Raw genomic sequence first — 25,251 nt, forward strand, 5'->3', positions numbered from 1 at the left:
CGCCCCCCCGCCCCGGGGGCCCCCCCCCCCCCCCCCCCCGCCGCCCCCCCCCCCCCCCCCCCGCCCCCCCCGCCCCCCCCCCGGGGGGGGGGGGGCCCCCCCCCCCCCCCCCCCCCCCCCCCGCCGGTCAGGCCCGCCGGGCCCCGTCAGGCCCTGTCAGCCAGCGGCGAGCTGCTCGGCGAGCGCCCGCAGGGCCAGCTCGTACGAGCCGATCCCGAATCCGGCGATCGTGCCGGAGGCCACCGCGGCGATCACCGAGGTGTGCCGGAAGGTCTCCCGGGCGTACGGGTTGGAGATGTGCACCTCGACCAGCGGCGCGGTGCGCTGCGCGGCCGCGTCCCGCATCGCGTACGAGTAGTGGGTGAACGCGCCCGGGTTGATCACCACCGGCACCCGCCCGTCGGCGGCCTCGTGCAGCCACTCCACCATCTGCTGCTCGGAGTTGGTCTCGTGCACCTCGACCTCGAAGCCGAACTCCTTGCCGAGCGCGGTGCAGCGCTCGACCAGCCCGGCGTACGAGGTGGCACCGTAGACGTCGGGCTCGCGGCTGCCCAGCCGGCCCAGGTTGGGGCCGTTGAGCACCATCACCCTGGTCACTCGGACACCTCCGCGTAGGCGGCGACCAGCAGGGACGGGTCGGGGCCCTCCAGCACGGAGGTCCTGGCGAGGCCGTCCAGCACGATGAAGCGGATCAGGTCGCCGCGCGACTTCTTGTCGATCTTCATCGCGTCCAGCAGCTTCGGCCAGGCGTCCGCCCGGTAGGTGAGCGGCAGGCCGACCGAGGCCAGCACCGAGCGGTGCCGATCGGCCGTCGCGTCGTCCAACCGGCCCGCCAGGCGGCCCAGTTCGGCGGCGTACACCATACCGATCGAGATCGCCGCGCCGTGCCGCCACTTGTAGCGCTCGTTGCGCTCGATGGCGTGGCCCAGGGTGTGGCCGTAGTTGAGGATCTCGCGCTGCCCGGACTCCTTGAGGTCCCCGGAGACCACGTCGGCCTTGACCTGGATCGCGCGCCGGATCAGCTCGACGGTGTGCGGCCCGGCCGGGCTCCTGGCGCCCTCGGGGTCGGCCTCGACCAGGTCGAGGATGACCGGGTCGGCGATGAAGCCGCACTTGATGACCTCGGCGAGCCCGGAGACGTAGTCGTGCTTGGGCACGGTCTCCAGGGTGTCGAGGTCGGCCAGCACGCCCACCGGCGGGTGGAAGGCGCCGACCATGTTCTTGCCCTCGGCGATGTTGATGCCGGTCTTGCCGCCGACCGCCGCGTCGACCATGCCGAGCAGCGTGGTGGGCATGGAGATCCAGCGCACCCCGCGCAGCCAGGTGGCGGCGACGAAGCCGGCCAGGTCGGTGGTGGCACCGCCGCCGAGACCGACGACGACGTCGCTGCGGGTGAACCCGGTCTGCCCGAGCACCGACCAGCAGTACGCGGCCACCTCGGCGCTCTTCGCCTCCTCGGCGTTGGGCACCTGCAGCGCGATCGCGTCGTAGCCCTCGCCGGCCAGGTCCTCGCGGATCGCGTCGGCGGTGGCGGACAGCGCCTCAGGGTGGATGATCGCGACCCGCTTGGCCCTGGCCCCGATCAGCGGGGACAGCTCACCGAGCAGCTGGTGCCCGATCAGCACGTCGTACGGGTCGTGGCCGGCACTGCCGCCGACGTGAATCCTGACGTTGTCAGTCATGGGGGGTCTTCAGCTCCAGTGCTTCCAGTACGGCGTCCGCGACCTGCTCGGGGGTGCGGTCGGCGGTGTCGACGACGGCGGTGGCCACCTCCAGGTAGAGGGGGCGGCGGGCCTCCATCAGCTCGCGCCAGCGGGCCCGCGGGTTGACCGCCAGCAGCGGGCGAGGCGCGTCCAGACCGACCCGCTTGACCGCGTCGGCGAGCGGGACCTCCAGGAACACCACCGGCAGCTCGCGCAGCAGCTCCCGGGTCGGCCCGGCCATCACCGCGCCGCCGCCGAGCGCCAGCACCCCGGTGTGGGTCCCGGCCGCAGCGCGCACGGCCGCCTCCTCCAGCGCGCGGAAGTGCGGCTCGCCCTCGTCCACGAAGATGTCCGGGATCGGCTTGCCGGCCCGCTCCGCGATGTCGGCGTCGGTGTCCCGGAAGGCCACCCCGAGGCGCTCGGCGACGACCCGCCCGACGGTGGACTTGCCACTGCCGGGCGGGCCGACCAGCACGAGGACCGGAGTGGTCATCGGACGATCAGGTTGTCGAGGTAGCTCCGCACGTTGCGCCGGGTCTCCGACACGTGGTCGCCACCGAACTTCTCGTTCACCGCGTCGGCGAGCACCAGGGCCACCATCGCCTCGGCGACGATGCCGGCCGCCGGCACCGCGCAGACGTCGGAGCGCTGGTGGTGCGCCTTCGCGGGCTCGCCGGTGCGCACGTCCACGGTGCGCAGCGCGCGCGGGACGGTCGCGATCGGCTTCATCGCGGCGCGCACCCGCAGCAGCTCACCGGTGGACAGGCCGCCTTCGGTGCCGCCGGAGCGGCCGGAGACACGCTTGGCGCCGTCGGGGCCGGGCACGATCTCGTCGTGCGCCTGCGAGCCGGGGACGCGGGCGAGGTCGAAGCCGTCGCCGACCTCGACGCCCTTGATCGCCTGGATGCCCATCAGCGCGGCGGCCAGCCGGGCGTCGAGGCGGCGGTCCCAGTGCACGTGCGAGCCGAGGCCGACCGGGACGCCGTAGGCGAGGACCTCGACCACACCGCCCAGGGTGTCGCCGTCCTTGTGGGCCTGGTCGATCTCGGCGACCATCGCCTTCGACGCGTCGGCGTCCAGGCAGCGCACCGGGTCGGCGTCCAACTTCGCCTCGTCGGAGGGCAGCGGCAGCACCCCGGCCGGGGCCTTGGCGGCGGCCAGCTCGACCACGTGGCTGACGATCTCGATGCCGCAGGTCTCCTTGAGGTAGGAGCGGGCGACGGCGCCGAGGGCGACCCGGGCGGCGGTCTCCCGGGCGCTGGCGCGCTCCAGGATCGGGCGGGCCTCGTCGATCGAGTACTTCTGCATGCCGGCCAGGTCCGCGTGGCCGGGGCGCGGGCGGGTCAGCGCCTCGTTGCGGCCGAGACCGGCCAGCACCTCGGGGTCGACCGGGTCGGCCGACATGACCTGCTCCCACTTCGGCCACTCGGTGTTGCCGACCATGACGGCGACCGGGCTGCCCATGGTGAGCCCGTGCCGGACGCCACCGAGGAAGGTCACCTCGTCCTGCTCGAACTTCATCCGGGCGCCGCGACCGTAACCGAGCCGGCGACGCGCCAGCGCGTCGGCCACCACGGCGGTGGTGACCGGTACACCGGCGGGCAGGCCCTCCAGCGTCGCGACGAGTGCGGGGCCGTGCGACTCCCCCGCCGTCAGCCAGCGCAACGTACCCAACGGAGCTCCTTCATCAGCGGACCGGCGCGGGGCTGCCGCACCCGTCCGGGCGTGCCTTCTCCCCCGAATCCTTTCATGCCGGAGGACCCGACCGGCCCTGGAGTCCGATCACCGGACAGCATTCGGCCGACCGGCGGACGGGAATGGCCGGTCGCCGCGCGGCCGCGGCTCCGCCGACGGGGCGGCCACCACACTCCGGGCACGGGACCCGCACCGTCCGTGCACCACCCGTGCCGGGGGCGGCGGTCGGCCGTGGCGAACAGGCGCTCAGCCCGCCGCGAGCGCCGCCTCGCCGGCCGCGCGGATCGCCGCCAGCGGGCCGGGGGCGCGCCCGGTGAAGAGCTCGCTCTGCAGCACCGCCTGGTGCACCAGCAGGTCGAGGCCGCCCAGCACGGTGGCCCCGCGCTCGGCGCAGGCCGCGGCCAGCGCGGTCGGCCACGGGTGGTACAGCACGTCGAACAGCGCGCCCGGTCCGGCGGTCAGCCCCTCGGCGAAGGCGTCGGTCGCCCCGGCCGGGGTGGTGGCCACCGTGAGCGGGTGCTCCAGCGCCCCGGCGCCGCGCTCCCAGTCTGCGGTGCGCACCGCCACACCGAGCCGTTCGCCCAGCGCGGCCATCTCCCGGGCCCGCCCGGGGGTGCGGACGTAGACGGTCACCTCGCGGGCACCGAGCCGGGCCAGCGCGGCCAGCGCCGAGGAGGCGGTGGCCCCGGCACCGAGCACCGCGGCCGACGGTACCTCGGTGATGCCGCGCTCGCGCAGCGCGTTGACCAGGCCGGGCACGTCCGTGTTGTGGCCCTCGCGCCGCCCGTCGGCGGTGAACACCAGGGTGTTCACCGCGTCGACCGCGCGGGCGGTGTCGCTCACCTCGTCGAGCAGCGGGATCACGGCCCGCTTGAGCGGCATGGTCAGCGAGCAGCCGGTCCACTCGGCCTCGTCCAGCCCCGCGACGAAACCGGGCAGGCCGGCCTCGTCCACCTCGAACCGGTCGTAGCGCCAGCCGTCCAGGCCGAGCGCCGCGAAGGCGGCCCGGTGCAGGGCGGGCGAGAGCGAGTGGGCGATCGGCGAGCCGAGGACGGCCGCCCGGTGCTTGCTGGTCACGCTGCTCACTTCCTCCGGCGCCTCCCGGCGCTCGTCACTTGGTGGTGCAGTGGACGGAGGCCGCGTCGAACTTCTGACCGGCCGCCGTGCAGTAGGACTCGACGTTCTTGGCGTGCTCGGCGTCGGTGTCCGCGAACAGGGTCTGGGTCGGCGACATCGCGATGAAGTACAGCCACTTGCCGTCCGCCGGGTTCAGCGTCGCCTTCAGCGCGGCGTCGCCCGGGTTGGAGATCGGCGTCGGCGGCAGGCCGGCGTTGTAGTAGGTGTTGTACTTGTTGGACGCGTCGTTGATGTCCTTCTTGTCCAGCGTCTTGCGGCCCAGCGCGTACTGCAGCGTGGTGTCCATGCCGAGCTTGCCGTTGACCTTGCCCTTGTCGGCCAGCCGGTTCTGGATGGTCCGGGCCATCTTGGCGAAGTCCTCGGGGTTGTTGCCCTCGGCCTGGAGGATGCTGGCCTCGATGACCACCTCGTAGCCGGTCTTCAGCCCGATCTTCGCGGCCTCGGCGTCCAGGCCCGCGTACCGGTCGACCGCGTTCTTGACCATCTGCTTGAGCAGTTCCTCGGGCTTCATGCCCTCGGTGATCGAGTAGCGGGTCGGCCAGAGGAAGCCCTCGATGTTGCCGTTGGCGTACGGCGGCAGGCCGAGGGTGGCCACCTGCTCCTTGGCGACGGCCGCGGTGGTGCCCTTGGCCAGCTTCAGCTTGTCGTCGATCTTGACGTACGTGGCCGCGGCGGTCAGACCCTCCTGGACGATCAGCTTCTCACCACCGTTGGCGTCCACCAGGAACTGCACGGCGCCCTCGGCGGACATCTGCGTCGGCATGCTGTAGGTGCCGGGCTGGATGGTGCCGCACTTGATGTTCTTCTCGCAGGCGCCGCTGAAGGCGTCGACGCTCTTGACCACGCCGGCCTGCTTCAGCGCGAGGCCCATCTGGCTGCCGACCGCGCCCTGCTTGATCTCGACCTTGACCGAGCCGGTACCCGGGCCGGGGAAGTCCGGCGGCGGGCCGAAGTGGTCCTTGTAGAAGCCGTAGCCCCACCAGCCGGCGCCGCCGACGATGCCCAGCAGCACCAGGGCGACCACCAGACAGGCGCCGCCGTTGCGCCGGCCCGACTTCTTGCCGCTCTCCTTGCGCTTCTTCTTGGCCTCGCGGGACTGGTCCTCCTCGCCGAGGAAGCCGTTGCCGTCCTCGTCGGAGCCGTCGCCGCGGTACTCGTCCTCGGCGTACTCGCTCTCCTGGCCGTCCCACTCGCCCTCGGCGTGCTCGGCCTCCGCGGCGGCGCCGACCGGGTCGGCCCCGGCCTCCAGCGCGGCGGCCTCCGCCTCCCAGTCGATGCCGTCGGGCCCGGGACCGGCGGGCGCCGCGGCGGCCGGCTGCTTGCGCCCGGCCGGAACGGCCCGCCCGGGGACGCCCGGCGCGCCCTGCTGCGGGCCGCCCTGCTGGGGCATCTGCTGCTGGGGACCACCCTGCTGCTGGGGGTAGCCCTGCTGGCCGCCGCCGTACTGCTGCTGCTGACCCTGACCACCCTGCTGCTGCGGATACCCCTGCTGGCCCTGGCCGCCCTGCTGGGGGTAGCCCTGCTGGCCCATCCCCTGCTGCGGGTAACCCTGTTGGCCCATCCCCTGCTGCTGCGGATAGCCCTGTTGCTGGGGGTAGCCCTGCTGACCGCCGCCGTACTGCTGCTGACCCTGGCCGCCCTGCTGCTGCGGATAGCCCTGCTGGCCCGTCCCCTGCTGGGGGTAGCCCTGCTGACCGCCGCCGTACTGCTGCTGACCCTGAACGCCGTGTTGCTGGGGGTAACCCTGCTGACCGCCCATGCCCTGGCCGCCGCCGTCGCCGTACTGCTGCTGCTGGGGATGCTGCTGCCACTGCCCGTCCTGCTGGCCGGGGACCGGCTGCTGACCGCCGTACCCGGGGTCACCCGGATGCCACGGCTCGGAGCCCTGGGGGCCGTAGCCCCGACCCAGATCGGTCATTGATCCCCTTATACCGACGGAGACGACCGGAGGATCGGCCCGGTCGCCCGGGACGGCGTCCCGGCTGCTTGTCGAACCGGCGTGCTAGCGCAACACCTGGACGGAGACGCTACCGTACCGCAGTCGGCCGTCCGGGCGGGCCGCCGCGGCTGCGCTCAGTGACCGCCCGCCCCCTGGGGGTTGGCCGGGGCGGACGCCGGTCCGGAGGACGGACCGGAGGCCGCGGCCGAGCCGGAGGCCGTCGGGGACGGGCTCGCGGCCCGGGTCGCGTTGAACTCGGCGACGTTCTTCTGCTGCACCTCGAAACTGTCGGTGAACCGGGTGTCCCCGGGCTTCACGGTCACGAAGTAGAGCCAGTCCCCCGGCGCCGGGTCCACCGCCGCCATGATCGCCTGCCGCCCCGGGTTGGAGATCGGGGTCGGCGGCAGCCCGGCGTGCTTGTAGGTGTTGTAGGGGGAGTCGAGCCTGGTGTCCGTGACGCTGGTGTTCAGGGTCGAACGCCCGAGCGCGTAGTTGATGGTGGAGTCCAGCTGGAGCGGCATGTTCTTGGCGAGCCGGTTGTAGATCACCCGCGCGACCTTGGCCATGTCCTCGGAGTTGTCCGCCTCGCCCTGCACCATGCTCGCGATGGTCACCAGCCCGTACAGGCTCTGCCCGAGATTGGTCGCGACGACCTCCGCGTCGTCCCGGGCGAACTCCTTCCCGGCCCGGTCGACCATCTGCTTCAGCAGCTCGGCCGCGGTGGTGTCCTCGGTGACGCTGTAGGTCGCGGGGAAGAGATAGCCCTCGGGGGTGCCGTTGGCGTTCTCCGGCAGGCCCAGCTCGGCGGCCTGGTCCTTCGCCGTCTGCTCGGTGGTGCCCTCGGCCAGCCGCAGCTTCTTGTCGATCGCCGCGAAGATCTGGCTGCCGCGCCAGCCCTCGGGGATGGTCAGGCCGTTGGCGTTGGCCGGGTCGACCAGGACGGCGAGCGCCGCGGCCGCCGACATCCGCTGCCGCAGGGTGTAGGTACCCGGCTGGATCCGCCCGGCCGCGGCCGCGCTGCCCTTCGCCGCCCGGGTGAAGGCCAGCGAGCTGGCGACCACGCCGTTGCGCACCAGGGCGGAGGCGATCTGGCTGAGGCCCGCCCCTTCGGGCACCGAGACCTGCACCGATCCGGACCCTCCGCCCGTGAAGTCGGCGGCGGCCGGCGGTTTGCGCTGCCCCTGGATCCAGCCGAAGCCGGCCAGCCCGATCCCGCCGAACACGACCACCAGCGACAGCGCGGTCAGCAGGCAGGCCAGCCCGTTGCGCCGCCGGTGCGGGTCCGGCGGCTCCGGCCGCGGGGCGGGCGGGCCCGGCGGACGGCCCTCCGGTTCGATCACCGGCGCACCGAGGTGGCCGGGGCTCAGTCCGGGTGTGAGGTCCAGGTCGGTCACGGCGTGCCCCCTCGACGGTCCGCACGGTGTGCGGCACGACGGCAATGGCAGAGGGGTCCGTGCGGACGCGTCCGCACGGACCCCTCACCGGGACGTTAGAGCAGGCCGGTCAGCCCGCCGCCCCGACGCTCTCACCGGGCGGGCGTCCGCTCACCCGTTCGGACTCAAGGGCGGTCTGGAGGATCACCACCGCGGCGGCCTGGTCGACCACCGAGCGGCCCTTCTTGGCCTTGACCCCCGAGGCGCGCAGCCCGTGGGTCGCGGTGACGGTCGACATCCGCTCGTCGACCAGCCGGACCGGGACCGGCCAGAGCCGGTCGGCCAGCCGCAGCGCGTAGCCGCGGACCTTCTCCGCCGCCGGGCCCTCCTTGCCGCTGAGCGAGCGCGGCAGACCGACGATCACCTCGATCGCGCCGTACTCCTCGACGATCGCGGCGATCCGGGCCTGCGACTTCGCCCCGGCCGGGACGGTCTCCACCGGGGTGGCCAGCACCCCGTCGGGGTCGCAGGACGCGACCCCGATCCGGGCGTCCCCGACGTCGACGGCGATCCGCCGCCCGCGCCGGAAGGGCTTCTCCTCGATCTGCTCGGTCTCCATCAGAACGCGGACCCCATCAGGAGGCGCGCTCCGCGACCAGGCCGCGCACGGCGGCGACGGCCTTGTCGATCGCGGTCGGGTCGGTGCCGCCGCCCTGGGCGACGTCGTCCTTGCCGCCACCGCCGCCGCCGAGGGTCTTGGCCGCGGTGCGGACCAGCTCTCCGGCCTTGACGCCGCGGCCGCGGGCGTCCTCGTTGGTGGCGATCACGGTCAGCGGGCGGTCGTTCGCCACGGTGAAGGCGGCGACCACGGCCGGGCGCGAGCCGAGCCGGCCGCGCACGTCCAGGACCAGCTTGCGCAGCTCGTCGGCACCGACGCCGTCGGCGACCCGGGCGGCCACCACGGCGATGCCGTGCACGTCCTCGGCCGAGTCGGCGAGACCCGCGGCGGCCGCGAGCACCTTCTCGGCGCGGAAGCGCTCGATCTCCTTCTCGGCGTCCTTGAGCTTGGCGAGCATGCCGGAGATCTTCTCCGGCAGCTCCTCCGGACGGCCCTTGACCAGCTCGGTCAGCTGGGCGACCACGGTGTGCTCACGGGCCAGGAAGCGGTAGGCGTCGGCGCCGACCAGCGCCTCCACCCGGCGCACCCCGGAGCCGATCGAGGACTCGCCGAGCAGCTTCACCAGGCCCAGCTGGGCGGTGTTGCCGACGTGGGTGCCGCCGCACAGCTCCTTGGAGAAGTCGCCGATGGTGACGACACGGACCTCGTCGCCGTACTTCTCGCCGAACATCGCGATGGCGCCGGCCTTGCGGGCCTGGTCCATCGTCATGACCTCGGCGGTGACCTCCAGCTCGCGGGTCAGCACGTCGTTGATCTTCTGCTCGACGTCGGTCAGCACGCTGCCGGGCACGGCGGCGGGCGAGCCGAAGTCGAAGCGGAAGCGGCCCGGGGCGTTCTCCGAACCGGCCTGGGCGGCCGTCGGGCCGAGCGCGTCGCGCAGCGCCTGGTGGGTCAGGTGGGTGGCCGAGTGGGCGCGGGCGATCGCCCGGCGGCGGTCCACGTCGATGCTGGCGTAGGCCGCGGCACCGAGCACGACCTCGCCGAACAGCACGCCGCCGGAGTGCACGACCACACCCGGCACCGGCTGCTGCACGTCGCGGATCTCGACGACCGCGCCGGAGTCCAGCCGGATCCGGCCGTGGTCGGCGAGCTGGCCGCCGCCCTCGGCGTAGAACGGGGTGCGGTCGAGGATGAGCTCGACCTCGTCGCCCTCGGAGGCGGCCGGCGCCGGGACGCCGTCCACCAGCAGGCCGACCACGGTGGCCTCGCCCTCGGTCAGGGTGTAGCCGGTGAAGACGCTGGCGCCGGACCTGTCGGCGACCTCGCGGTACGCGGCGACGTCGGCGTGGCCCATCTTCTTCGCCCTGGCGTCGGCCTTGGCGCGGTCCCGCTGCTCCTGCATCAGGCGGCGGAAGCCGGTCTCGTCGACCTGGAGGCCCTGCTCCTCGGCCATCTCCAGGGTCAGGTCGATCGGGAAGCCGTAGGTGTCGTGCAGCTTGAACGCCTGGTCGCCGGAGAGCACCGCGCCGCCGGACTGCTTGGTCTCGGTGACCGCGGCGTCGAGCAGGCTGGTACCGGCCTTCAGGGTCTGCAGGAAGGCCGCCTCCTCGCCGACGACGACCGTCTCGATCCGCTTGCGGTCGGTCTCCAGCTCCGGGTACTGCGGGGCCATCGCCGCGATCGCGACCTCGGTGAGGTCCTTCGCGACCACGCCGGTGGCGCCCAGCAGGCGCATGTTGCGGATCGCGCGGCGCAGGATGCGGCGCAGCACGTAGCCGCGGCCCTCGTTGCCGGGGGTGACGCCGTCGCCGATCAGCATCAGCGCGGTGCGGATGTGGTCGGTGACCACGCGCAGCGAGACGTCCGACTTGTGGTCGGCGCCGTAGGTGTGGCCGGTCAGCTCGGCCGCCCGGTCCAGGATCATCCGGCTGGTGTCGATCTCGAAGAGGTTGTCGACGCCCTGGAGGATCGCGGCCAGACGCTCCAGGCCGAGGCCGGTGTCGATGTTCTTGCTCGGCAGGTCGCCGAGGATCTCGAACCCGTCCTTGCCGTCGCCGTGGCCGCGCTCGTACTGCATGAAGACCAGGTTCCAGATCTCCAGGTAGCGCTCGCCGTTGACGGCCGGGCCGCCCTCCTCGCCGTAGGCGGGGCCGCGGTCGTAGTTGATCTCCGAGCACGGGCCGCACGGGCCGGGGACGCCCATGGACCAGAAGTTGTCCTTCATGCCCAGGCGCTGGATCCGCTCCGACGGCACACCGATGACGTCACGCCAGATCTGCTCGGCCTCGTCGTCGTCCTTGTAGACGGTGATCCAGAGCTTCTCCTTCTCCAGGCCGTAGCCACCGTCCGCGACGGAACTGGTGAGCAGCTCCCAGGCGAACTTGATGGCTCCTTCCTTGAAGTAGTCGCCGAAGGAGAAGTTGCCGCACATCTGGAAGAAGGAGCCGTGCCGGGTGGTCTTCCCGACCTCCTCGATGTCCAGGGTGCGCACGCACTTCTGAACGCTGGTGGCGCGCGAGAACTGCGGCTTGACCTCGCCCAGGAAGTACGGCTTGAACGGCACCATGCCGGCGTTGACCAGCAGCAGGGTGGGGTCGTCGGCGACCAGGGACGCCGACGGAACGACGGTGTGGCCGCGCTCCTCGAAGAAGCGCAGCCAGCGGCGGCGGATCTCTGCCGACTCCATTAGTGGTCCTTCCGGTTCGTACCGCCCCGCGGCGGAATCGCGCGCCGGGGCGTTCTCTCGATGGCTTGGGGGGTGGTGCCGGCGCCGTCGGACGAGGCGCGGGCACGGCTGGGCGGAGGCAGGGCGGCGGCCGGGCTCCCGGGCGCCGCCGAGATAGCTCGGTACTGGGGCTCGCCGCGCGGCACCCGGCGGCGCGGCTCGACGACGGCGGTGCCGTCCAGCCCGAGGTCCTCGCGCAGCTGCTCCTCGCGCTCGGTCATCCCGGTCCGGACGTCCTGGGCGAACTGCTTGGCGAGGTCGCCCAGGTGGAGCGCGCCGCGCGCGGCGGTACCGGACAGGCTGTCCGGGGTGAGCCGGTGCACGGCCTCGTTGGCCTTGTTCATGGCCCAGACGGTGGCGCCGGCGCCGACCGCCATCCAGAAGATGCGTCGCACCATGCCGTCAGCCCCTCACCGCGCGCCGGACCCGGGACAGCAGACCGGTCTTCGGAGCGGTCGCGGCGCGGACCTCGGCCCGGATCAGCCGGGCCAGTTCCTCGCGCTCGGACGGCTGGGTGGGCAGCGTCGCGGTGCCCTGCTGCTTGGCGACGGCCTTGCGCACGCCGTAGCTGAACGCCGCGACCTTGACCAGCGGACCGCCGAGGGTCGCCGCGACGGTGGAGGAGAGCGCGTTGGCGTTGGCCGCCGCGTCCTGCACGTTGGCGGTGATCTCGTCCACCCGCTCCAGCTGCTCGTTGGCGCTGCGCACGGCGGCGCCGGCGTCGGCCAGCAGCGGCACGGCCTGCTCGGTGACGGCGGAGACGAGGACGGTGGCCTCCTTCAGCACCCGCGACAGCCGGACCAGCACGACGGCGAGCAGGGTGACCAGGACCGCCCAGAACACGGCGACGAGCAGACCGGCCAGCTCTCCCACGGACACCTTTGCGCGCTCCCTCGCCTTGCTGTTTCCCAGGGGAACCCTATCGCGACCGCACCGGGTTTCCGGACCGGGTTTCCCCCGCGGGCCGCGCGGCGAACCGACCGGGTGTGCGATCCGCGCGCGTAACCTACCCGCCGGTCACCTCGTTCTGCCAGGCAGGTCGCCACCCACGCGGCCGAGCCGGACGCCCGGGCCGACCTGCCCGGGCCGCGAAACGGGGAGCAGGGCTTGGATCGCGATTCCACACCACGGCCGGACCGGCCGGGGCCGGGGCGGCTCCCGGCGGAGGTCACCAGTTTCGTCGGCCGGCGGCGCGAGCTGACCGAGCTGGCCCTGCTGCTGGCCGAACGGCGGCTGGTGACGGTCACCGGCCCGGGCGGGGTCGGCAAGAGCCGGCTGGCGCTGCGGGCCGCCGCCCGGGCGGCCGGGGCGTTCCCGGACGGCACCTGGCTGGTCGACGCGGCCCCGGTGCAGGACGGCCGGCTGCTCGGGCACGCCGTGCTGGAGGCGCTGCGGCTGACCGACGGGACGGCGCGGACCCCGGTCGAGGTGCTGGCCGAACGGCTCGCCGGGCGCCGACTGCTGCTGGTACTGGACGGCTGCGAGCACCTGGCGCCGGCCTGCGCCGAACTGGCCGTGGCGCTGCTGCGGGCGCTGCCGGGGCTGCGGGTGCTGGCGACCAGCCGGGTGGCGCTGCGGACGGCCGGGGAGCACCTGCTGAACCTCGCCCCGCTGCCGGTCGGCACCGCCGGCGCGATCGTCCCGGGGGCGCCGCCGGACGCGGTGCTGCTGTTCGCGGACCGGGCCCGGGCGGTGCTGCCGGCGTTCGCCGTCACGGCCGCGAACGCCGAGGGGATCGCCCAGCTGTGCCGTCGGCTGGACGGCATCCCGCTGGCGGTGGAGCTGGCCGCCGGGCGGCTGCGGGCGCTGTCGGTGGAGCAGATCGGCGCGCGGCTGGACGACCGGTTCCGGCTGCTGACCGGCGGGGATCCGGCCGCCCTGCCGCGCCATCGGACGCTGCGCACCACGATCGGTTGGAGTCACGAGCTCTGCACGGAGCAGGAACGTTTACTCTGGGCCCGCCTCTCGGTCTTCGCGGGGGGCTTCGACCTGGACGCCGCCGAGTACGTGTGCGCCGGCGCGGGCGTCGATCCGGACGAGCTGCTGGACCTGCTCACCGAGCTGGTCGCCAAGTCCGTGGTACTGCGCGAGGACAGCCCGTTCGGCGTCCGGTTCCGGCTGCTGGACACCGTCCGCGAGTACGGACTCGGCTGGCTGCGCGCGGCCGGCGAGGAGCAGCGGCTGCTGTGCCGGCACCGCGACTGGTACCTGGGCGTGGCCACCTGGGGCGAGGTCGAGTGGTTCGGCCCCCGGCAGGCGGAGACCGCCGAGCGGACGGAGCTGGCGCACGCCAATCTGCGGGCCGCGCTGGAGTTCTGCCTGGCCGAGCCGGGCGAGGAGCAGATCGCCCTGCTGATGGCCGGCACGCTCTGGTTCTACTGGGTTGGCTGCGGCCACCTCGGCGAGGGCCGGCACTGGCTCGACCGGGCGCTCGCCCTCGCCCCCGAACCCACCGAGGCCCGGGCCAAGGCGCTCTGGGTGACCGGTTACATGGCCACCCTCCAGGGCGACCTGGTCGCCGCCCGGCCCGCGCTGGAGGAGTGCCGGCGGCAGGCGCTGGCCACCGGTGACGACCGCGCGCTCGCCTACGCGGTGCACCGGCAGGGCTGCGCGGCGCTGATCGGCGACGAACCGGCCCGGGCGGCGGAGCTGTTCGAGGAGGCGCTCTGGCACTACCGGACCATCGGCGAGCTCAACAGCAACGTGCTGATGGCGATGTTCGAGCTGGGCATCGCCTACCTGTTCCAGGGCGACCAGGACAGCGGCGAGCTGTGGCTGGGCCAGGTCCGCGAGCTGTGCGAGGAGCACGGCGAGCAGTGGGCGTACGCGTACGGGCTGTACGCGTTCGCGTACTCGCACTGGCTGAACGGCGAGGTCCGTCCGGCCCGGTCGCTGGCCCGGGAGAGCGTCCGGCTGAACCACCTCTTCAACGACCTGCTGGGCATCGTGCTGGCGATCGACCTGCTGGCGCTGCTGGAGACCGAGCCGGCCGGCCCGGGCGAGCCGGGCGACCTGCGCGAGGCCCGGGTGCTGCAGGGCGCCGCGCACCGGATCTGGCAGGCGGTCGGCAAGCCGTTCTTCGGCTCCCGCACCTTCAACGGCCCGCACCGGGCCTGCGAGGAGCGCGCCGTCGCCGGGCTGACCGAGCAGGAGTACGCAGATTTCTTCGCCACCGGCACCCGGCTCGACCTGGACGCCGCCGTGCACCGGGCGCTGGGCGGCGGCGAGCGCCCGGGGGACCAGGGGCCGCGGCCGGGGCCCGGGCCGCTGCCGCCGACGCCGCAGCCGTCGCCGGTGGGTCGCTGACGCCGGACGGGGCTCGGCGGCGCGGGAATAGTTGAAACTTGTCCATTGCTGGAGGGGGCAGAACCACCGGCCCGTACGGAAGGAGCACCCCCGTGGCCACCAACCTCGCCGACGACTACCGCATGGCGAACTTCTACTTCGACTCCAAGGCGTACACGGACGCCGCCCGGATGCTGGAGGGGGTGCTCGCCGAGGAGCCGGCCAACCTGTCGGTCCGGATGCTGCTGGCCCGCAGCTACTTCCACTCCGCCCAGCTCGGCCGCGCCGAGGCGGAGCTGCGCCGGGTGCTGGACTCCGACCCGGCCGAGGACTACGCCCGGCTGATGCTGGGCCGCACCCTGGAGCGCCAGGGGCGCCGGGAGGAGGCCCGGCCGCACCTGCGGCTGGTCGCCGCGATGACCGGCGAGCAGGTCTGAGTCCTCCCCCGGAGCGCAACGCCCGGAGACCTCCCCCGAACAGGGGCGAGCCCCCGCCGCCACAAGGGCGACGGGGGCTCGCTGGTACCGCAGGTGATACCGCTCGCGGGTCAGCGCGAGTAGTACTCGACGACGAGCTGCTCGTCGCAGATCACCGGGACCTCCTTGCGCTGCGGCGCGCGGTCCAGGCGGAAGGCCAGGGCCTTCAGGTTGACCTCGAGGTACTTCGGGGTCTGGCCCTCGCCCGCGTTGCCACCCTCACGGGCGACCTGGAACGGGACCTTCTCCTTGCTGCGCTCGCGGATGGTCACCACGAAGCCCGGCTTCATCTGGAACGACGGCTTGTTGACCTTGCCGCCGTTGACCTCGACGTGGCCGTGGACGACCATCTGACGGGCCTGGTAGATGGTGCGGGCGATGCCCGAACGCAGCACCAGCGAGTCGAGGCGGGTCTCCAGCTCGGCGACGAGCGCCTCACCGGTCTTGCCCTCGGCCTTCTTCGCGCGGTCGAACGCGCGCGCCATCTGCTTCTCGCTCAGGTCGTACTGAGCGCGCAGACGCTGCTTCTCGACCAGACGGACCTTGTAGTCCGAGTTCTGCTTGCGACCACGGCCGTGCTGGCCGGGCGGGTACGGGCGGGCCTCGAAGTACTTGACGGACTTCGGGGTCAGCGGCACGCCGAGCGCACGCGCGATCTTGACCTTGGGACGCTTCTGGTTCGCCATGAACCAAACCTTCCTAACTGACGACTACGGCTTCACCAGGTGTTGACGGAGGTCGCATGTCGCGGCCCGGAGAAAACCTCACCGCCCTGGGGCAGTGCGATCAGCCGCTCTCCGGAGCCGGGCACGAAAGTGCTGGTCACACGGGCGAACCGGAACCGGTTGCCCGCGACACCGAGAAGGTGCGCGACGCTCCTGGTGCGGACCCCCCGAAGGGGGCCTACGGCCACTGCCCCGCTGGTGCGGCCGGTCGGTCGGGTCTCCCCCACCGCCGTCCCGGGACATGGCACTCCGGCCGAGTATACCGGCAGATCACCGGCCCCCTCACCCGGCCTCCCGTTCCCCCTCCGCCACCGGTTCCGGGGCCGCCACCGGCTCCGTCCTCGGCTCCGCCACCGGTTCCGCCTTCGGCTCCGCCGCGGGGTCCGTCCGCGGCGGAGCCGCCTTCGCCCCGCCGCCCCTCGGCGCGCCCTTGGCGGGGCCGGCCGGCTCGCCCCGCAGCCGCCCCCTGGTCCACTCCACGACGTCCGCGTAACGCGCCTCGCCGCCGCGCCGGGTCGGCCGGTAGTACGACCGCCCGTGCACCGCGTCCGGCGCGTACTGCTGGGCCGCGATTCCCTCCGGCAGGTCGTGCGGGTACTGGTAGCCCTTGCCGTGCCCCAGCTTGCCCGCGCCCCCGTAGTGCGCGTCCCGCAGATGCGGCGGCACCGGCCCGGCCAGGCCCTGCCGGACGTCCGCGAGCGCCGCGTCGATCGCCAGGTAGGCGGCGTTGGACTTGGGCGCCAGGGCGAGCGCGATGGCCGCCTGGGAGAGGATGATCCGCGCCTCCGGGAAGCCGATCAGCGCCACCGCCTGGGCCGCCGCCACCGCCGTCGGCAGCGCCGTCGGATCGGCCAGGCCGACGTCCTCGCTCGCCGAGATCATCAGCCGGCGGGCAATGAAGCGCGGGTCCTCCCCCGCCTCGATCATCCGGGCCAGGTAGTGCAGCGTGGCGTCCACGTCGCTGCCCCGGATCGACTTGATCAGCGCGCTGGCCACGTCGTAGTGCTGGTCGCCGTCCCGGTCGTAGCGGACGGCCGCCTGGTTGACGGCGGTCTCGGTACTGGCGAGGGTGATGTCCGCCTCACCCTGCTCCAGTGCCGCCCCGGCCGCCGCCTCCAGCGTGGTGAGCGCCTTCCGGGCGTCGCCGCCGGCCAGCCGGACCAGGTGGTCCTCCGCCTCCGCGGTCAGCTCCACCGCGCCCCCGAGCCCGCGCTCGTCGACGACCGCGCGGCGCAGCAGCGCCCGCACGTCGTCGTCGGTCAGCGACTCCAGGGTGAGCAGCAGCGAGCGGGAGAGCAGCGGGGAGATCACCGAGAAGTACGGGTTCTCGGTGGTGGCGGCGATCAGGGTCACCCAGCGGTTCTCCACCGCGGGGAGCAGGGAGTCCTGCTGGGCCTTGGAGAAGCGGTGGATCTCGTCGAGGAAGAGCACCGTCTCCCGGCCGCTCATGCCGACCGCCCGCCGGGCGCCGTCGATGACCGCGCGGACCTCCTTGACCCCGGCGGTGATCGCGGAGAGCTCGACGAAGCGGCCCTCGACGGCCCGGCTGATGACGTGCGCGAGCGTGGTCTTCCCGGTGCCGGGCGGACCCCAGAGGATCACCGAGCTGGTCGCCGCCGGTCCGCTCGACCCCGACACCAGCCGGCGCAGCGGGGAGCCGTCCTTGAGCAGTTTCCGCTGACCGGCCACCTCGTCGAGGGTGCGCGGGCGCATCCGCACGGCGAGCGGGGCCCGGCCGGGCTCCTTGGCCTGGCGTTCCTCGGCGGCGGCGGTGAAGAGGTCCGGTTCGTCCACACCGGAAGCCTATGCGAGCCCTCCGACAGCCCGCCCCGGCTCCGTCCGCCCGGATCCCGCCACCAGGATCGGCCCTACCCGTGGACGAGCCGCGCCGCGTGGTCCGGCACGTACTTCTGGAGGTCGCGCGGCGGCCGCCGGTAGCCCCGGGAGGCCGGGCGCTCCGGCAGCTCGATCGGCCGCGGGCCCACCTCGCGGTAGGGGACGGTGGAGAGCAGGTGGGCGATCATGTTGATCCGGGCCCGCCGCTTGTCGTCGCTCTCCACCACGTGCCAGGGCGACTCCGGGGTGTCGGTGTGCAGGAACATCTCGTCCTTGGCCCGCGAGTAGTCCTCCCAGCGGCTGATCGACTCGACGTCCATCGGCGAGAGCTTCCAGCGCTTCATCGGGTCCTCCAGCCGGTCCCGGAAGCGCCGCTCCTGCTCGGTGTCGCTGACCGAGAACCAGTACTTGCGCAGCAGCAGACCGGACTCGGTGAGCATCCGCTCGAAGATCGGGGCCTGGTGCAGGAACTGCCAGTACTCCTCCTCGCCGCAGAAGCCCATCACCCGCTCCACCCCGGCGCGGTTGTACCAGCTGCGGTCGAACAAGACGATCTCCCCGGCGGCCGGCAGGTGCTCGACGTAGCGCTGGAAGTACCACTGGGTGCGCTGGCGCTCGGTCGGGGCGGGCAGGGCGGCGACCCGGGCGATGCGGGGGTTCAGATACTCCGTCACCCGCTTGATCGCGCCGCCCTTGCCGGCCGCGTCGCGCCCCTCGAAGACGACCACCAGCCGGGCGCCCTCGGCCCGCACCCATTCCTGGAGCTTCACCAGTTCGTGCTGGAGCCGGAGCAGTTCGTGCTCGTACGGCTTCCTCGCCAGCCGGCCGCCCGGCCCGCCCGGTCCGTCCTGGGCGCTCCGCCCGTCCTGGGCGCTCTGCTCACGCTTGGCCTTGGCTGCCACCTGGGCGCCTCCGTTCGGCGGGGTGCTGATGATCCCTCACCGTACGTCCTGGAGCGGATTCCCGCAGGTCCCGGCCGCGCCGGCGGCCCACCGGGGACCGTCCGTCCCGGCCCGGGAATGTTCCGGCCCGGCACCGGCGGCCCCCTGAACCGTCGCTGCCGGGCTCCCCCGTCGACCGGCCCGAAGACCGAACGACCAACCATGACCCAGACCTGCCGAACGGGTCCAATTTCCCGTTCCATAACCTTGGGGCATGGATGTCGACACCCGTCTGCTGCGCGGCTTCGCCGCGGTCTGCGAGGAGGGGCAGCTGACCGCGGCGGCGGCCCGGCTGTTCGTCTCCCAGCCGACCCTGACCAAGCAGATCCGACAGCTGGAGAACCTGCTCGGGGTCGAGCTGTTCGAACGCTCGCGGCACGGCATGGCCCCGACCCGGGCCGGCCTCGCCCTGGCCGCGCACACCGGCGCGCTGATGGCCGGCTGGGAGGAGGCGCTGCGCGCCACCCGAGCGGCCGCGACGGAGCGGGGCTCGACGCTCCGGGTGGGGTTCGAGGGCGGCATCATCAACCTGATGACCCACCGCACGGTGGCCGACTTCAACCTGCGGATGCCGGGCTGGCAGGTGGAGCTGCGGCAGAACAACTGGTTCGACCCGACCTCCGGCCTGGCCACCGGCGAGATCGACCTGACCCTCTGGCACGCGCCGCCCTCACTGGCCCGGCGCTACAGCGTGGCCGTGCTGGGCGAGGAGCCGCGCTGCGCGGCGCTGCCGGCCGGACACCGGCTGGCCGACCGTGCGGTGATCGACTTCGAGGAGCTGCTCGACGAGCCCTTCGTGGCGATCCCGCACGAGGCCGGGCACTGGCGGGACTACTGGCTGGCGGTCCGGGAGCGGGGCGGGCGACCGGTGCGGATCGGCGCGGTGGCGCACAACACCGACGAGTGGCTGGCCGCGGTGGTGTGCGGCCAGGGCGTCGGCTTCGCCCCGGAGACCATGAGCCGGCTGGCACCGCGCGCGGATGTCGCGTACCGGCCGGTGCGGGGACTGAGCCCGTGCCAGGTAGGGCTGTACTGGCCGAAGGACCGGACGCCGACACCTGCCATGGCCGCGTTCGTGCGCAGCTGCCGGGCCACGGTAGGTCTCGGGAACCGGATCGACGAGCGAGGGGCTCAGGACGCGTCGCAGGACACGCCCGGGGGGAGGGTCTAGACCACCTCGAACGGCTCCGGGTAGCGGCACAGGCCCCGCGGGGAGCCGTCGTACGCGGACAGGGCGAGCGTCTGGAAGTACCCCTCGGGCACCTCGAACGGGCCGCTCACCTCGTGCCCCCGGGCCGGGACGAAGCCGAAGCGGCCGTAGTAGTCCGGGTCGCCGAGTACGACGACGAGCTTCTCGCCGGCCTCCTCGGCGGCCGCCAGCGCGGCCCGGACCACCTGCTCGCCGACGCCCTTGCGCTGCCACTCGGGCGCGACCGCGACCGGTGCGAGCGCCAGCCCGGTGCCCTCGCCGACCCGCAGCCGGGTGAGCAGCGCGTGGCCGACGACCAGCCCGGAGCGGTCCACCGCGACCACCGACAGCTTCGGCAGCCAGGCCGGGTCGCGGCGCAGCGCGTCGACCAGGTCGGCCTCGTCGGGGCCGGGGAAGGCGGCCATGTGGACACGTCTGGTGGCGGGAGCGTCCTCGGCACACTCGATTCTGGTACTGACCTTCACAGGGGATCCCTCTCTCTGTCTCACGCCGTTGTGGACCGGCCCCGGACAGCGCGGTTGCTGTCCGGGGCCGTGAAAGGTTAGCCGATGCCGGCCGACGGAATGTCAGCCCTTCGGCTGCGCCTCCGACTTGGCGTCCTCGCGGACCTTCGGCTGGGCGTCCACGCCGGCCTCGCGGCGCTGCGCCGGGGTGATCGCGGTGGGGGCACCGGTCAGCGGGTCGCCGCCGGTGGACGTCTTCGGGAAGGCGATGACGTCACGGATGGTGTCGTACCCGCCGAGCAGGGTGACGATCCGGTCCAGGCCGAAGGCGACGCCGCCGTGCGGCGGCGGGCCGTAGTTGAAGGCGTCCAGCAGGAAGCCGAACTGCGAGGCGGCCTCCTCCTCGGACAGGCCGATCGCGTCGAACGCCCGCTTCTGCACGTCCCGCTGGTGGATACGGATCGAACCGCCGCCCAGCTCCGAGCCGTTGAGCACGAGGTCGTAGGCGTTGGACAGGGCGTTGCCCGGGTCGGTGTCGAAGGTCGCCAGCGACTCGGCGGTGGGGGCGGTGAAGGGGTGGTGCACCGCGTGCCAGCCCTGGAAGGCGCCCTTGTCGTCCTCGATCGGCTCGAACATCGGGAAGTCGACGACCCAGAGGAAGGCCCACTGGGACTCGTCGATGAGCTGACAGCGGCGGCCGATCTCCAGTCGGGCGGCGCCGAGCAGCTCCTGCGAGGGGCGCTCCTTGCCGGCCGCGAAGAAGACCGCGTCGCCGTTCTTGGCACCGGCGGCGGCGGCGAGGCCGGCCAGGTGCTCCGCGGAGAGGTTCTTGGCGACCGGGCCGCGCAGTTCGCCGGTCTCGGCGTCGATGAGCACGTAGGCGAGGCCCCTGGCGCCGCGCGCCTTGGCCCAGTCCTGCCAGGCGTCGAGCTGCTTGCGCGGCTGCGAGGCGCCGCCGGGCATGACCACGGCGCCGACGTACGGGGCCTGGAAGACCCGGAACTCGGTGCCCTTGAAGTACTCGGTGAGGTCGGTGAGTTCCTGACCGAAGCGGACGTCGGGCTTGTCCGAGCCGTAGCGGCCCATGGCGTCGGCGTAGGTCATCCGCGGCAGCGGGTTCGGGACCTCGTAACCGTGGACCTCGCGCCAGATCGAGCCGATGATCTTCTCGCCGAGGGCCAGGATGTCCTCCTGGTCGACGAAGGACGCCTCGATGTCCAGCTGGGTGAACTCCGGCTGGCGGTCGGCGCGGAAGTCCTCGTCGCGGAAGCAGCGGGCGATCTGGTAGTAGCGCTCCATGCCGGCCACCATCAGCAGCTGCTTGAACAGCTGGGGCGACTGCGGCAGGGCGTACCAGTGGCCCGGCTGGAGGCGGACCGGGACCAGGAAGTCGCGGGCGCCCTCGGGGGTGGAGCGGGTGAGGTACGGCGTCTCGATGTCGAGGTAGTCGTTGTCCTCCATCACCCGGCGGATGATGTTGTTGACCTTGGAGCGCAGGCGCAGGCCCTTGGCCGGGCCCTCGCGGCGCAGGTCGAGGTAGCGGTAGCGGAGGCGGACCTCCTCGTTGACCGTGCCGGGCTCGTACTCGGCGACCGGGAACGGCAGCGGCGCGGCCTCGGAGAGGACCTCGATCGCGCTGACCACGACCTCGACGGCGCCGGTCGGGATGTCGGGGTTCTCGTTGCCCTCGGGGCGGACCCGGACGTCGCCGACCACCTTGACGCAGTACTCGGCGCGCAGGCCGTGGACCGAGTCGAGGTCGCGGACGACGATCTGCACGGTGCCGGAGGCGTCGCGCAGATCGATGAAGGCGACGCCGCCGTGGTCGCGGCGGCGGGCGACCCAGCCGGCCAGGGTGACGGTGGTGCCTGCGTGCTCCGGGCGGAGCGTGCCCGCGTCGTGCGTGCGGATCACAGCTGCTTCTCCTTCAGGGTGGTGACGAGTGCGTCGAGGGCGACGGGGTTCTGCTCGCCGGTGGTGAGGTCCTTGAGCTGGACCACGCCCTCCGCGAGGTCCCGGTCGCCGGCGACGAGGGCGAAGCGGGCGCCGGAACGGTCGGCGGACTTCATGGCGTTCTTGATGCTCTTGACGCCGAAGGCGAGGTCGGTGGCGACGCCGGCCCGGCGCAGCTCGACCACCTTGGCGAACAGGACGTTCTTGGCCTCCTCGCCGAGCGCGACGGCGTAGACGGCGGTGGCGGCCGGCAGGTCGAGGGCGACGCCCTCGGCCTCCAGGGCCAGGAAGGTGCGGTCCACGCCGAGCGCCCAGCCGACCGAGGGCAGCGCCGGGCCGCCGATCATCTCGGACAGGCCGTCGTAGCGGCCGCCGCCGCCGATCGCGGACTGGGCGCCGAGGCCGTTGTGCACGAACTCGAAGGTGGTGCGGGTGTAGTAGTCCAGCCCGCGGACCAGCTTGGGGTCGTCGGTGAAGGCCACGCCGTTGGCGGTGAGCAGCTCGCGGACCTTCTCGTCGTACGCCTTGCACTCCTCGCAGAGGTAGTCGCGCAGCATCGGGGCGCCGACGAGCTGGGCCTGCACGGACTCGCGCTTGTCGTCGAGGACGCGCAGCGGGTTGATCTCCGCGCGGCGGCGGGTGTCCTCGTCGAGGTCCAGGCCGGCCAGGAAGTCGATCAGGGCGGCGCGGTAGACCGGGCGGCACTGCTTGTCGCCGAGGCTGTTGAGCAGCAGCGAGTAGTCGCTCAGGCCGAGCGCGCGGAAGGCGTCGTCGGCGAGGATGATCAGCTCGGCGTCGAGCGCCGGGTCCTCGGCGCCGATCGCCTCGGCGCCGACCTGCGAGAACTGGCGGTAGCGGCCCTTCTGGGCGCGCTCGTAGCGGTAGTACGAACCGGAGTACCAGAGCTTGACCGGCAGGTTGCCCTGCTTGTGCAGATTGGCCTGGAGCGCGGCGCGCAGCACCGAGGCGGTGCCCTCGGGGCGCAGCGCGAGCTCGTCGCCGCCCTTGGTGGTGAGGGTGTACATCTCCTTGGAGACGATGTCGGTGGACTCGCCGACACCCCGGGAGAACAGCTTGACGTCCTCGAAGACCGGGGTCTCGATGTACCCGTAGCCGGCCCGGCGGGCGGGGGCGGCGATGGCCTCGCGGATCGCCAGGAAGGTCGCGGAGCTGGGCGGCAGCAGGTCGTAGGTGCCCTTGGGGGCGGTGAAGGTGCTCAACTTCTCTTCCGTCACATTCCTCGTCGCGGGAAGACCGGGGCGCCGTCCGCCCCCGCTGCCTGTCGGAGGTAGGGGTTGGTGGCGCGCTCGCGGCCGATGGTGGTCTGTCCGCCGTGGCCGGAGAGGACCACGGTGGCGTCGTCGAGGGGCAGGCACACCCGGGCCAGCGAGCGCATGATCGCCGCGCCGTCCCCGCCCGGGAGGTCCGTCCGCCCTATGGAGCCGGCGAAGAGCAGGTCGCCCGAGAAGAGCACCGGGGGGAGGTCCTCGGCACCGGGCGTCCGGAACGTCACCGACCCCCCGGTATGGCCGGGGGCGTGGTCGACGGTGAGCGAGAGGCCCGCGAGTTCCAGCACGCTGCCGTCGGTCAGCTCGCGGACGTCGTCCGGCTCGCCGACGGTGAGCTCGCCCATCAGCTGGGTGCCCAGGGAGCGGCCGAGCGCCCGCTCGGGGTCGCTCATCATGTAGCGGTCCTCGGGGTGGATCCAGGCCGGGACGCCCTTGGCGCCGCAGACCGGGACCACGGAGGCGACATGGTCGATGTGGCCGTGGGTGAGCAGCACGGCGACCGGCTTCAGCCGGTGCTCGCGGACGAGTTCCTCGACGCCGGCGGCGGCCTGGTGGCCCGGATCGACGATGACGCACTCCTCGCCCGGTCCCGGCGCGACCAGGTAGCAGTTGGTGCCCCAGGCTCCAGCGGGGAATCCGGCGATGAACACGCGCGTCCTTCGGTCTCGGTCTCGGGCTCTCGGTCTCGGCCGCCGCGGTGGCTCCGGCTGCTGCTGCAAGCGGTGATTGCAGGGGCAGCCTACCGGCGGTCCGGGTCCGGTTGCGAACCAGATCCGGGTGTCAGGTTCACTTCGACCTGACAGGTTCACCCCGTTCTTACGGTCGCGGTCCCTACACTTGGCCGCCGATGGGTGCGATGATCCGCATCGGCGTCGCACACACGAAGCCCCCACATCAGTGACCAGCACATCCGTAGGAGACAGAGCCGGTGGTCAGCAGCGAACAGCGGCGGCGGCAGCTCGCCCGGGACAAGTACGAACGCCAGGCGGAGCGCAGGGCCGCCGCGGCGGCGGCGCGCAAGCGGCGCAACAGCGTCCTCGGCGCGGCCTTGGCGGTGGTCGTGCTGGCCGGCGGCGGCACCCTGTTCGCGACCGGCGCCTTCGACTCGGACGACAAGAAGAAGAGCGACCCGGCCGCCCAGGCCGCGCCCACCCCGACCGAGCCGTCGGTCCCGACCCGCAAGGCGGTCGACGGCTGCGTCGACGCCGCCCCGGGCAGCCCGAACGGCAAGCAGTGGCAGGCCGAACCGGCCATGACCGTGGACACCAAGGCCACCTACACGGCGACCCTGGACAGCAACTGCGGGAAGGTGACGCTGGCGCTGGACGCCGCCAAGGCCCCGCACACGGTGAACTCGTTCGCCTTCCTGGCCGGCGAGCAGTACTTCGACCACACCAAGTGCCACCGCCTCACCACCGACGGCATCTTCGTGCTGCAGTGCGGCGACCCGACGGCCAGCGCCACCGCCCCCGGCGGCACCGGCGGCCCGGGCTACAAGTACGCCGACGAGAACCTCACCGGCGCGACCTACCCGGCGGGCACCGTGGCGATGGCCAACTCCGGCCCCGGCACCAACGGCAGCCAGTTCTTCCTGGTCTACAAGGACACCCAGCTGCCGCCGAACTACACCCCCTTCGGCAAGATCACCGGCGGTCTGGACGTGCTCCAGAAGATCGCCGCCGCGGGCACCCTGGAGGGCGGTACGGACGGCCACCCGATGGCCGACGTCACCCTCAACTCGGTGACCGCCGCCAAGGGTTGATCCGCTCCGGGACCGGCCCGGCGGCGCCCCCGCGGCCCGCCGGGCCGGTCCTGGCCCGAAATCGCCCGGCCCGGATGCGGACAGCACCGGGCCTGGTCGCCTATGTTGGCGTTGTATAGGGTGCCCAGACCCGCCGGCCG

Annotated in this window: 23 protein-coding genes; 5 read left to right on the forward strand and 18 right to left on the reverse strand. The window is 73.1% G+C overall.

Annotated features, from left to right (window positions below; translation table 11 throughout):
* Positions 1 to 156: 156 nt before the first annotated feature.
* The 6 genes from aroQ to mltG (ACIQ9P_RS34175) all read right to left on the reverse strand — a co-directional run bounded on the left by aroQ (position 157) and on the right by mltG (ACIQ9P_RS34175) (position 6,096).
* Positions 157 to 585: a type II 3-dehydroquinate dehydratase gene (aroQ, locus tag ACIQ9P_RS34150; protein ID WP_030396059.1), complete on the reverse strand. Its 429-nt coding sequence runs from the start codon at positions 583 to 585 to the stop codon at positions 157 to 159.
* A gap of 8 nt (positions 586 to 593) precedes the next feature.
* Complete coding sequence (gene aroB, locus ACIQ9P_RS34155) at positions 594 to 1,682, reverse strand: 3-dehydroquinate synthase (protein WP_402365182.1); 1,089 nt, start codon at positions 1,680 to 1,682, stop codon at positions 594 to 596.
* Positions 1,675 to 2,196: a shikimate kinase gene (locus ACIQ9P_RS34160; protein WP_402365184.1), complete on the reverse strand. Its 522-nt coding sequence runs from the start codon at positions 2,194 to 2,196 to the stop codon at positions 1,675 to 1,677. Before ACIQ9P_RS34160 ends, aroB begins: the two co-directional genes overlap by 8 nt.
* The gene (aroC, locus tag ACIQ9P_RS34165; RefSeq protein ID WP_079008809.1) at positions 2,193 to 3,377 is read right to left on the reverse strand and encodes a chorismate synthase; all 1,185 of its coding nucleotides are present in this window, start codon (positions 3,375 to 3,377) and stop codon (positions 2,193 to 2,195) included. The genes ACIQ9P_RS34160 and aroC overlap by 4 nt, the downstream gene beginning before the upstream one ends.
* A gap of 267 nt (positions 3,378 to 3,644) precedes the next feature.
* Positions 3,645 to 4,475, reverse strand: a complete 831-nt coding sequence (locus ACIQ9P_RS34170) for a shikimate dehydrogenase (RefSeq protein ID WP_402365186.1) — start codon at positions 4,473 to 4,475, stop codon at positions 3,645 to 3,647.
* Between the two features lie 34 nt (positions 4,476 to 4,509).
* The gene (mltG, locus tag ACIQ9P_RS34175; protein WP_402365188.1) at positions 4,510 to 6,096 is read right to left on the reverse strand and encodes an endolytic transglycosylase MltG; all 1,587 of its coding nucleotides are present in this window, start codon (positions 6,094 to 6,096) and stop codon (positions 4,510 to 4,512) included.
* Here mltG (ACIQ9P_RS34175) and ACIQ9P_RS34180 point away from each other — a divergent pair.
* On the forward strand, positions 6,088 to 6,456 hold the full coding sequence (locus ACIQ9P_RS34180; protein ID WP_402365190.1) for a hypothetical protein: 369 nt from the start codon (positions 6,088 to 6,090) through the stop codon (positions 6,454 to 6,456). The two genes, mltG (ACIQ9P_RS34175) and ACIQ9P_RS34180, sit on opposite strands and share 9 nt — an antisense overlap.
* 152 nt (positions 6,457 to 6,608) lie before the next feature.
* Here ACIQ9P_RS34180 and mltG (ACIQ9P_RS34185) read toward each other — a convergent pair whose 3' ends face one another.
* From mltG (ACIQ9P_RS34185) to ACIQ9P_RS34205, 5 genes are all read right to left on the reverse strand, one after another.
* Positions 6,609 to 7,868 carry an endolytic transglycosylase MltG gene (gene mltG, locus ACIQ9P_RS34185; protein ID WP_402365192.1) on the reverse strand — a complete coding sequence of 420 codons (1,260 nt, stop codon included), beginning with the start codon at positions 7,866 to 7,868 and terminating at the stop codon, positions 6,609 to 6,611.
* A gap of 109 nt (positions 7,869 to 7,977) precedes the next feature.
* The gene (gene ruvX / locus ACIQ9P_RS34190; RefSeq protein WP_402365194.1) at positions 7,978 to 8,466 is read right to left on the reverse strand and encodes a Holliday junction resolvase RuvX; all 489 of its coding nucleotides are present in this window, start codon (positions 8,464 to 8,466) and stop codon (positions 7,978 to 7,980) included.
* A 16-nt stretch (positions 8,467 to 8,482) separates the two neighbouring features.
* The gene (gene alaS / locus ACIQ9P_RS34195) at positions 8,483 to 11,152 is read right to left on the reverse strand and encodes an alanine--tRNA ligase (protein ID WP_402365196.1); all 2,670 of its coding nucleotides are present in this window, start codon (positions 11,150 to 11,152) and stop codon (positions 8,483 to 8,485) included.
* Entirely contained in the window at positions 11,152 to 11,589 is a 438-nt protein-coding gene (locus ACIQ9P_RS34200) for a DUF6167 family protein (RefSeq protein WP_402365198.1), read from the reverse strand. The genes alaS and ACIQ9P_RS34200 overlap by 1 nt, the downstream gene beginning before the upstream one ends.
* A gap of 4 nt (positions 11,590 to 11,593) precedes the next feature.
* Positions 11,594 to 12,070, reverse strand: coding sequence for a DUF948 domain-containing protein (locus ACIQ9P_RS34205; RefSeq protein WP_402365200.1), 477 nt, complete (start codon positions 12,068 to 12,070; stop codon positions 11,594 to 11,596).
* A 228-nt stretch (positions 12,071 to 12,298) separates the two neighbouring features.
* Between ACIQ9P_RS34205 and ACIQ9P_RS34210 the strand changes: the two genes are divergently transcribed.
* Both ACIQ9P_RS34210 and ACIQ9P_RS34215 read left to right on the forward strand, forming a co-directional pair.
* The gene (locus ACIQ9P_RS34210) at positions 12,299 to 14,497 is read left to right on the forward strand and encodes an ATP-binding protein (RefSeq protein ID WP_402365202.1); all 2,199 of its coding nucleotides are present in this window, start codon (positions 12,299 to 12,301) and stop codon (positions 14,495 to 14,497) included.
* A 122-nt stretch (positions 14,498 to 14,619) separates the two neighbouring features.
* Entirely contained in the window at positions 14,620 to 14,913 is a 294-nt protein-coding gene (locus tag ACIQ9P_RS34215) for a tetratricopeptide repeat protein (protein WP_402365363.1), read from the forward strand.
* Positions 14,914 to 15,023: 110 nt separating this feature from the next.
* Here ACIQ9P_RS34215 and rpsD read toward each other — a convergent pair whose 3' ends face one another.
* From rpsD to ppk2, 3 genes are all read right to left on the reverse strand, one after another.
* Positions 15,024 to 15,638, reverse strand: a complete 615-nt coding sequence (rpsD, locus tag ACIQ9P_RS34220; RefSeq protein WP_030396046.1) for a 30S ribosomal protein S4 — start codon at positions 15,636 to 15,638, stop codon at positions 15,024 to 15,026.
* Between the two features lie 321 nt (positions 15,639 to 15,959).
* Positions 15,960 to 17,471, reverse strand: a complete 1,512-nt coding sequence (locus ACIQ9P_RS34225) for a replication-associated recombination protein A (protein WP_402365204.1) — start codon at positions 17,469 to 17,471, stop codon at positions 15,960 to 15,962.
* 74 nt (positions 17,472 to 17,545) lie between these two features.
* Positions 17,546 to 18,334: a polyphosphate kinase 2 gene (gene ppk2 / locus ACIQ9P_RS34230; protein WP_402365365.1), complete on the reverse strand. Its 789-nt coding sequence runs from the start codon at positions 18,332 to 18,334 to the stop codon at positions 17,546 to 17,548.
* A gap of 334 nt (positions 18,335 to 18,668) precedes the next feature.
* On the opposite strand from ppk2, the gene ACIQ9P_RS34235 reads away from it, so the two are divergent.
* Positions 18,669 to 19,625 (forward strand): LysR family transcriptional regulator, encoded by a 957-nt coding sequence (locus ACIQ9P_RS34235; RefSeq protein ID WP_402365206.1) that lies wholly within the window; start codon positions 18,669 to 18,671, stop codon positions 19,623 to 19,625.
* Here the strand turns inward: ACIQ9P_RS34235 and ACIQ9P_RS34240 are convergent.
* The 4 genes from ACIQ9P_RS34240 to ACIQ9P_RS34255 all read right to left on the reverse strand — a co-directional run bounded on the left by ACIQ9P_RS34240 (position 19,622) and on the right by ACIQ9P_RS34255 (position 23,999).
* On the reverse strand, positions 19,622 to 20,152 hold the full coding sequence (locus tag ACIQ9P_RS34240) for a GNAT family N-acetyltransferase (protein ID WP_402365208.1): 531 nt from the start codon (positions 20,150 to 20,152) through the stop codon (positions 19,622 to 19,624). The two genes, ACIQ9P_RS34235 and ACIQ9P_RS34240, sit on opposite strands and share 4 nt — an antisense overlap.
* A 78-nt stretch (positions 20,153 to 20,230) precedes the next feature.
* Complete coding sequence (gene aspS / locus ACIQ9P_RS34245; protein ID WP_402365210.1) at positions 20,231 to 22,021, reverse strand: aspartate--tRNA ligase; 1,791 nt, start codon at positions 22,019 to 22,021, stop codon at positions 20,231 to 20,233.
* On the reverse strand, positions 22,018 to 23,280 hold the full coding sequence (hisS, locus tag ACIQ9P_RS34250; RefSeq protein ID WP_402365212.1) for a histidine--tRNA ligase: 1,263 nt from the start codon (positions 23,278 to 23,280) through the stop codon (positions 22,018 to 22,020). Before hisS ends, aspS begins: the two co-directional genes overlap by 4 nt.
* 11 nt (positions 23,281 to 23,291) lie before the next feature.
* The gene (locus tag ACIQ9P_RS34255; RefSeq protein WP_402365213.1) at positions 23,292 to 23,999 is read right to left on the reverse strand and encodes an MBL fold metallo-hydrolase; all 708 of its coding nucleotides are present in this window, start codon (positions 23,997 to 23,999) and stop codon (positions 23,292 to 23,294) included.
* Between the two features lie 278 nt (positions 24,000 to 24,277).
* On the opposite strand from ACIQ9P_RS34255, the gene ACIQ9P_RS34260 reads away from it, so the two are divergent.
* Entirely contained in the window at positions 24,278 to 25,111 is an 834-nt protein-coding gene (locus ACIQ9P_RS34260; protein WP_402365215.1) for a peptidylprolyl isomerase, read from the forward strand.
* Positions 25,112 to 25,251: the final 140 nt, after the last annotated feature.

Source organism: Kitasatospora sp. NPDC094019 (assembly GCF_044764505.1).
Lineage (GTDB): Bacteria > Actinomycetota > Actinomycetes > Streptomycetales > Streptomycetaceae > Kitasatospora.

Excerpts from the sequence above, each read along its gene's own strand:
- mltG (WP_402365188.1), bottom strand. The coding sequence starts at position 6,096 with ATGGGCCAACAGGGTTACCCGCAGCAGGGGATGGGCCAGCAGGGCTAC.
- aroB (WP_402365182.1), bottom strand. The coding sequence starts at position 1,682 with ATGACTGACAACGTCAGGATTCACGTCGGCGGCAGTGCCGGCCACGAC.
- ACIQ9P_RS34235 (WP_402365206.1), top strand. The coding sequence starts at position 18,669 with ATGGATGTCGACACCCGTCTGCTGCGCGGCTTCGCCGCGGTCTGCGAG.
- ACIQ9P_RS34200 (WP_402365198.1), bottom strand. The coding sequence starts at position 11,589 with ATGGTGCGACGCATCTTCTGGATGGCGGTCGGCGCCGGCGCCACCGTC.
- ACIQ9P_RS34160 (WP_402365184.1), bottom strand. The coding sequence starts at position 2,196 with ATGACCACTCCGGTCCTCGTGCTGGTCGGCCCGCCCGGCAGTGGCAAG.
- aroQ (WP_030396059.1), bottom strand. The coding sequence starts at position 585 with ATGGTGCTCAACGGCCCCAACCTGGGCCGGCTGGGCAGCCGCGAGCCC.
- rpsD (WP_030396046.1), bottom strand. The coding sequence starts at position 15,638 with ATGGCGAACCAGAAGCGTCCCAAGGTCAAGATCGCGCGTGCGCTCGGC.
- alaS (WP_402365196.1), bottom strand. The coding sequence starts at position 11,152 with ATGGAGTCGGCAGAGATCCGCCGCCGCTGGCTGCGCTTCTTCGAGGAG.
- ACIQ9P_RS34215 (WP_402365363.1), top strand. The coding sequence starts at position 14,620 with ATGGCGAACTTCTACTTCGACTCCAAGGCGTACACGGACGCCGCCCGG.
- ruvX (WP_402365194.1), bottom strand. The coding sequence starts at position 8,466 with ATGGAGACCGAGCAGATCGAGGAGAAGCCCTTCCGGCGCGGGCGGCGG.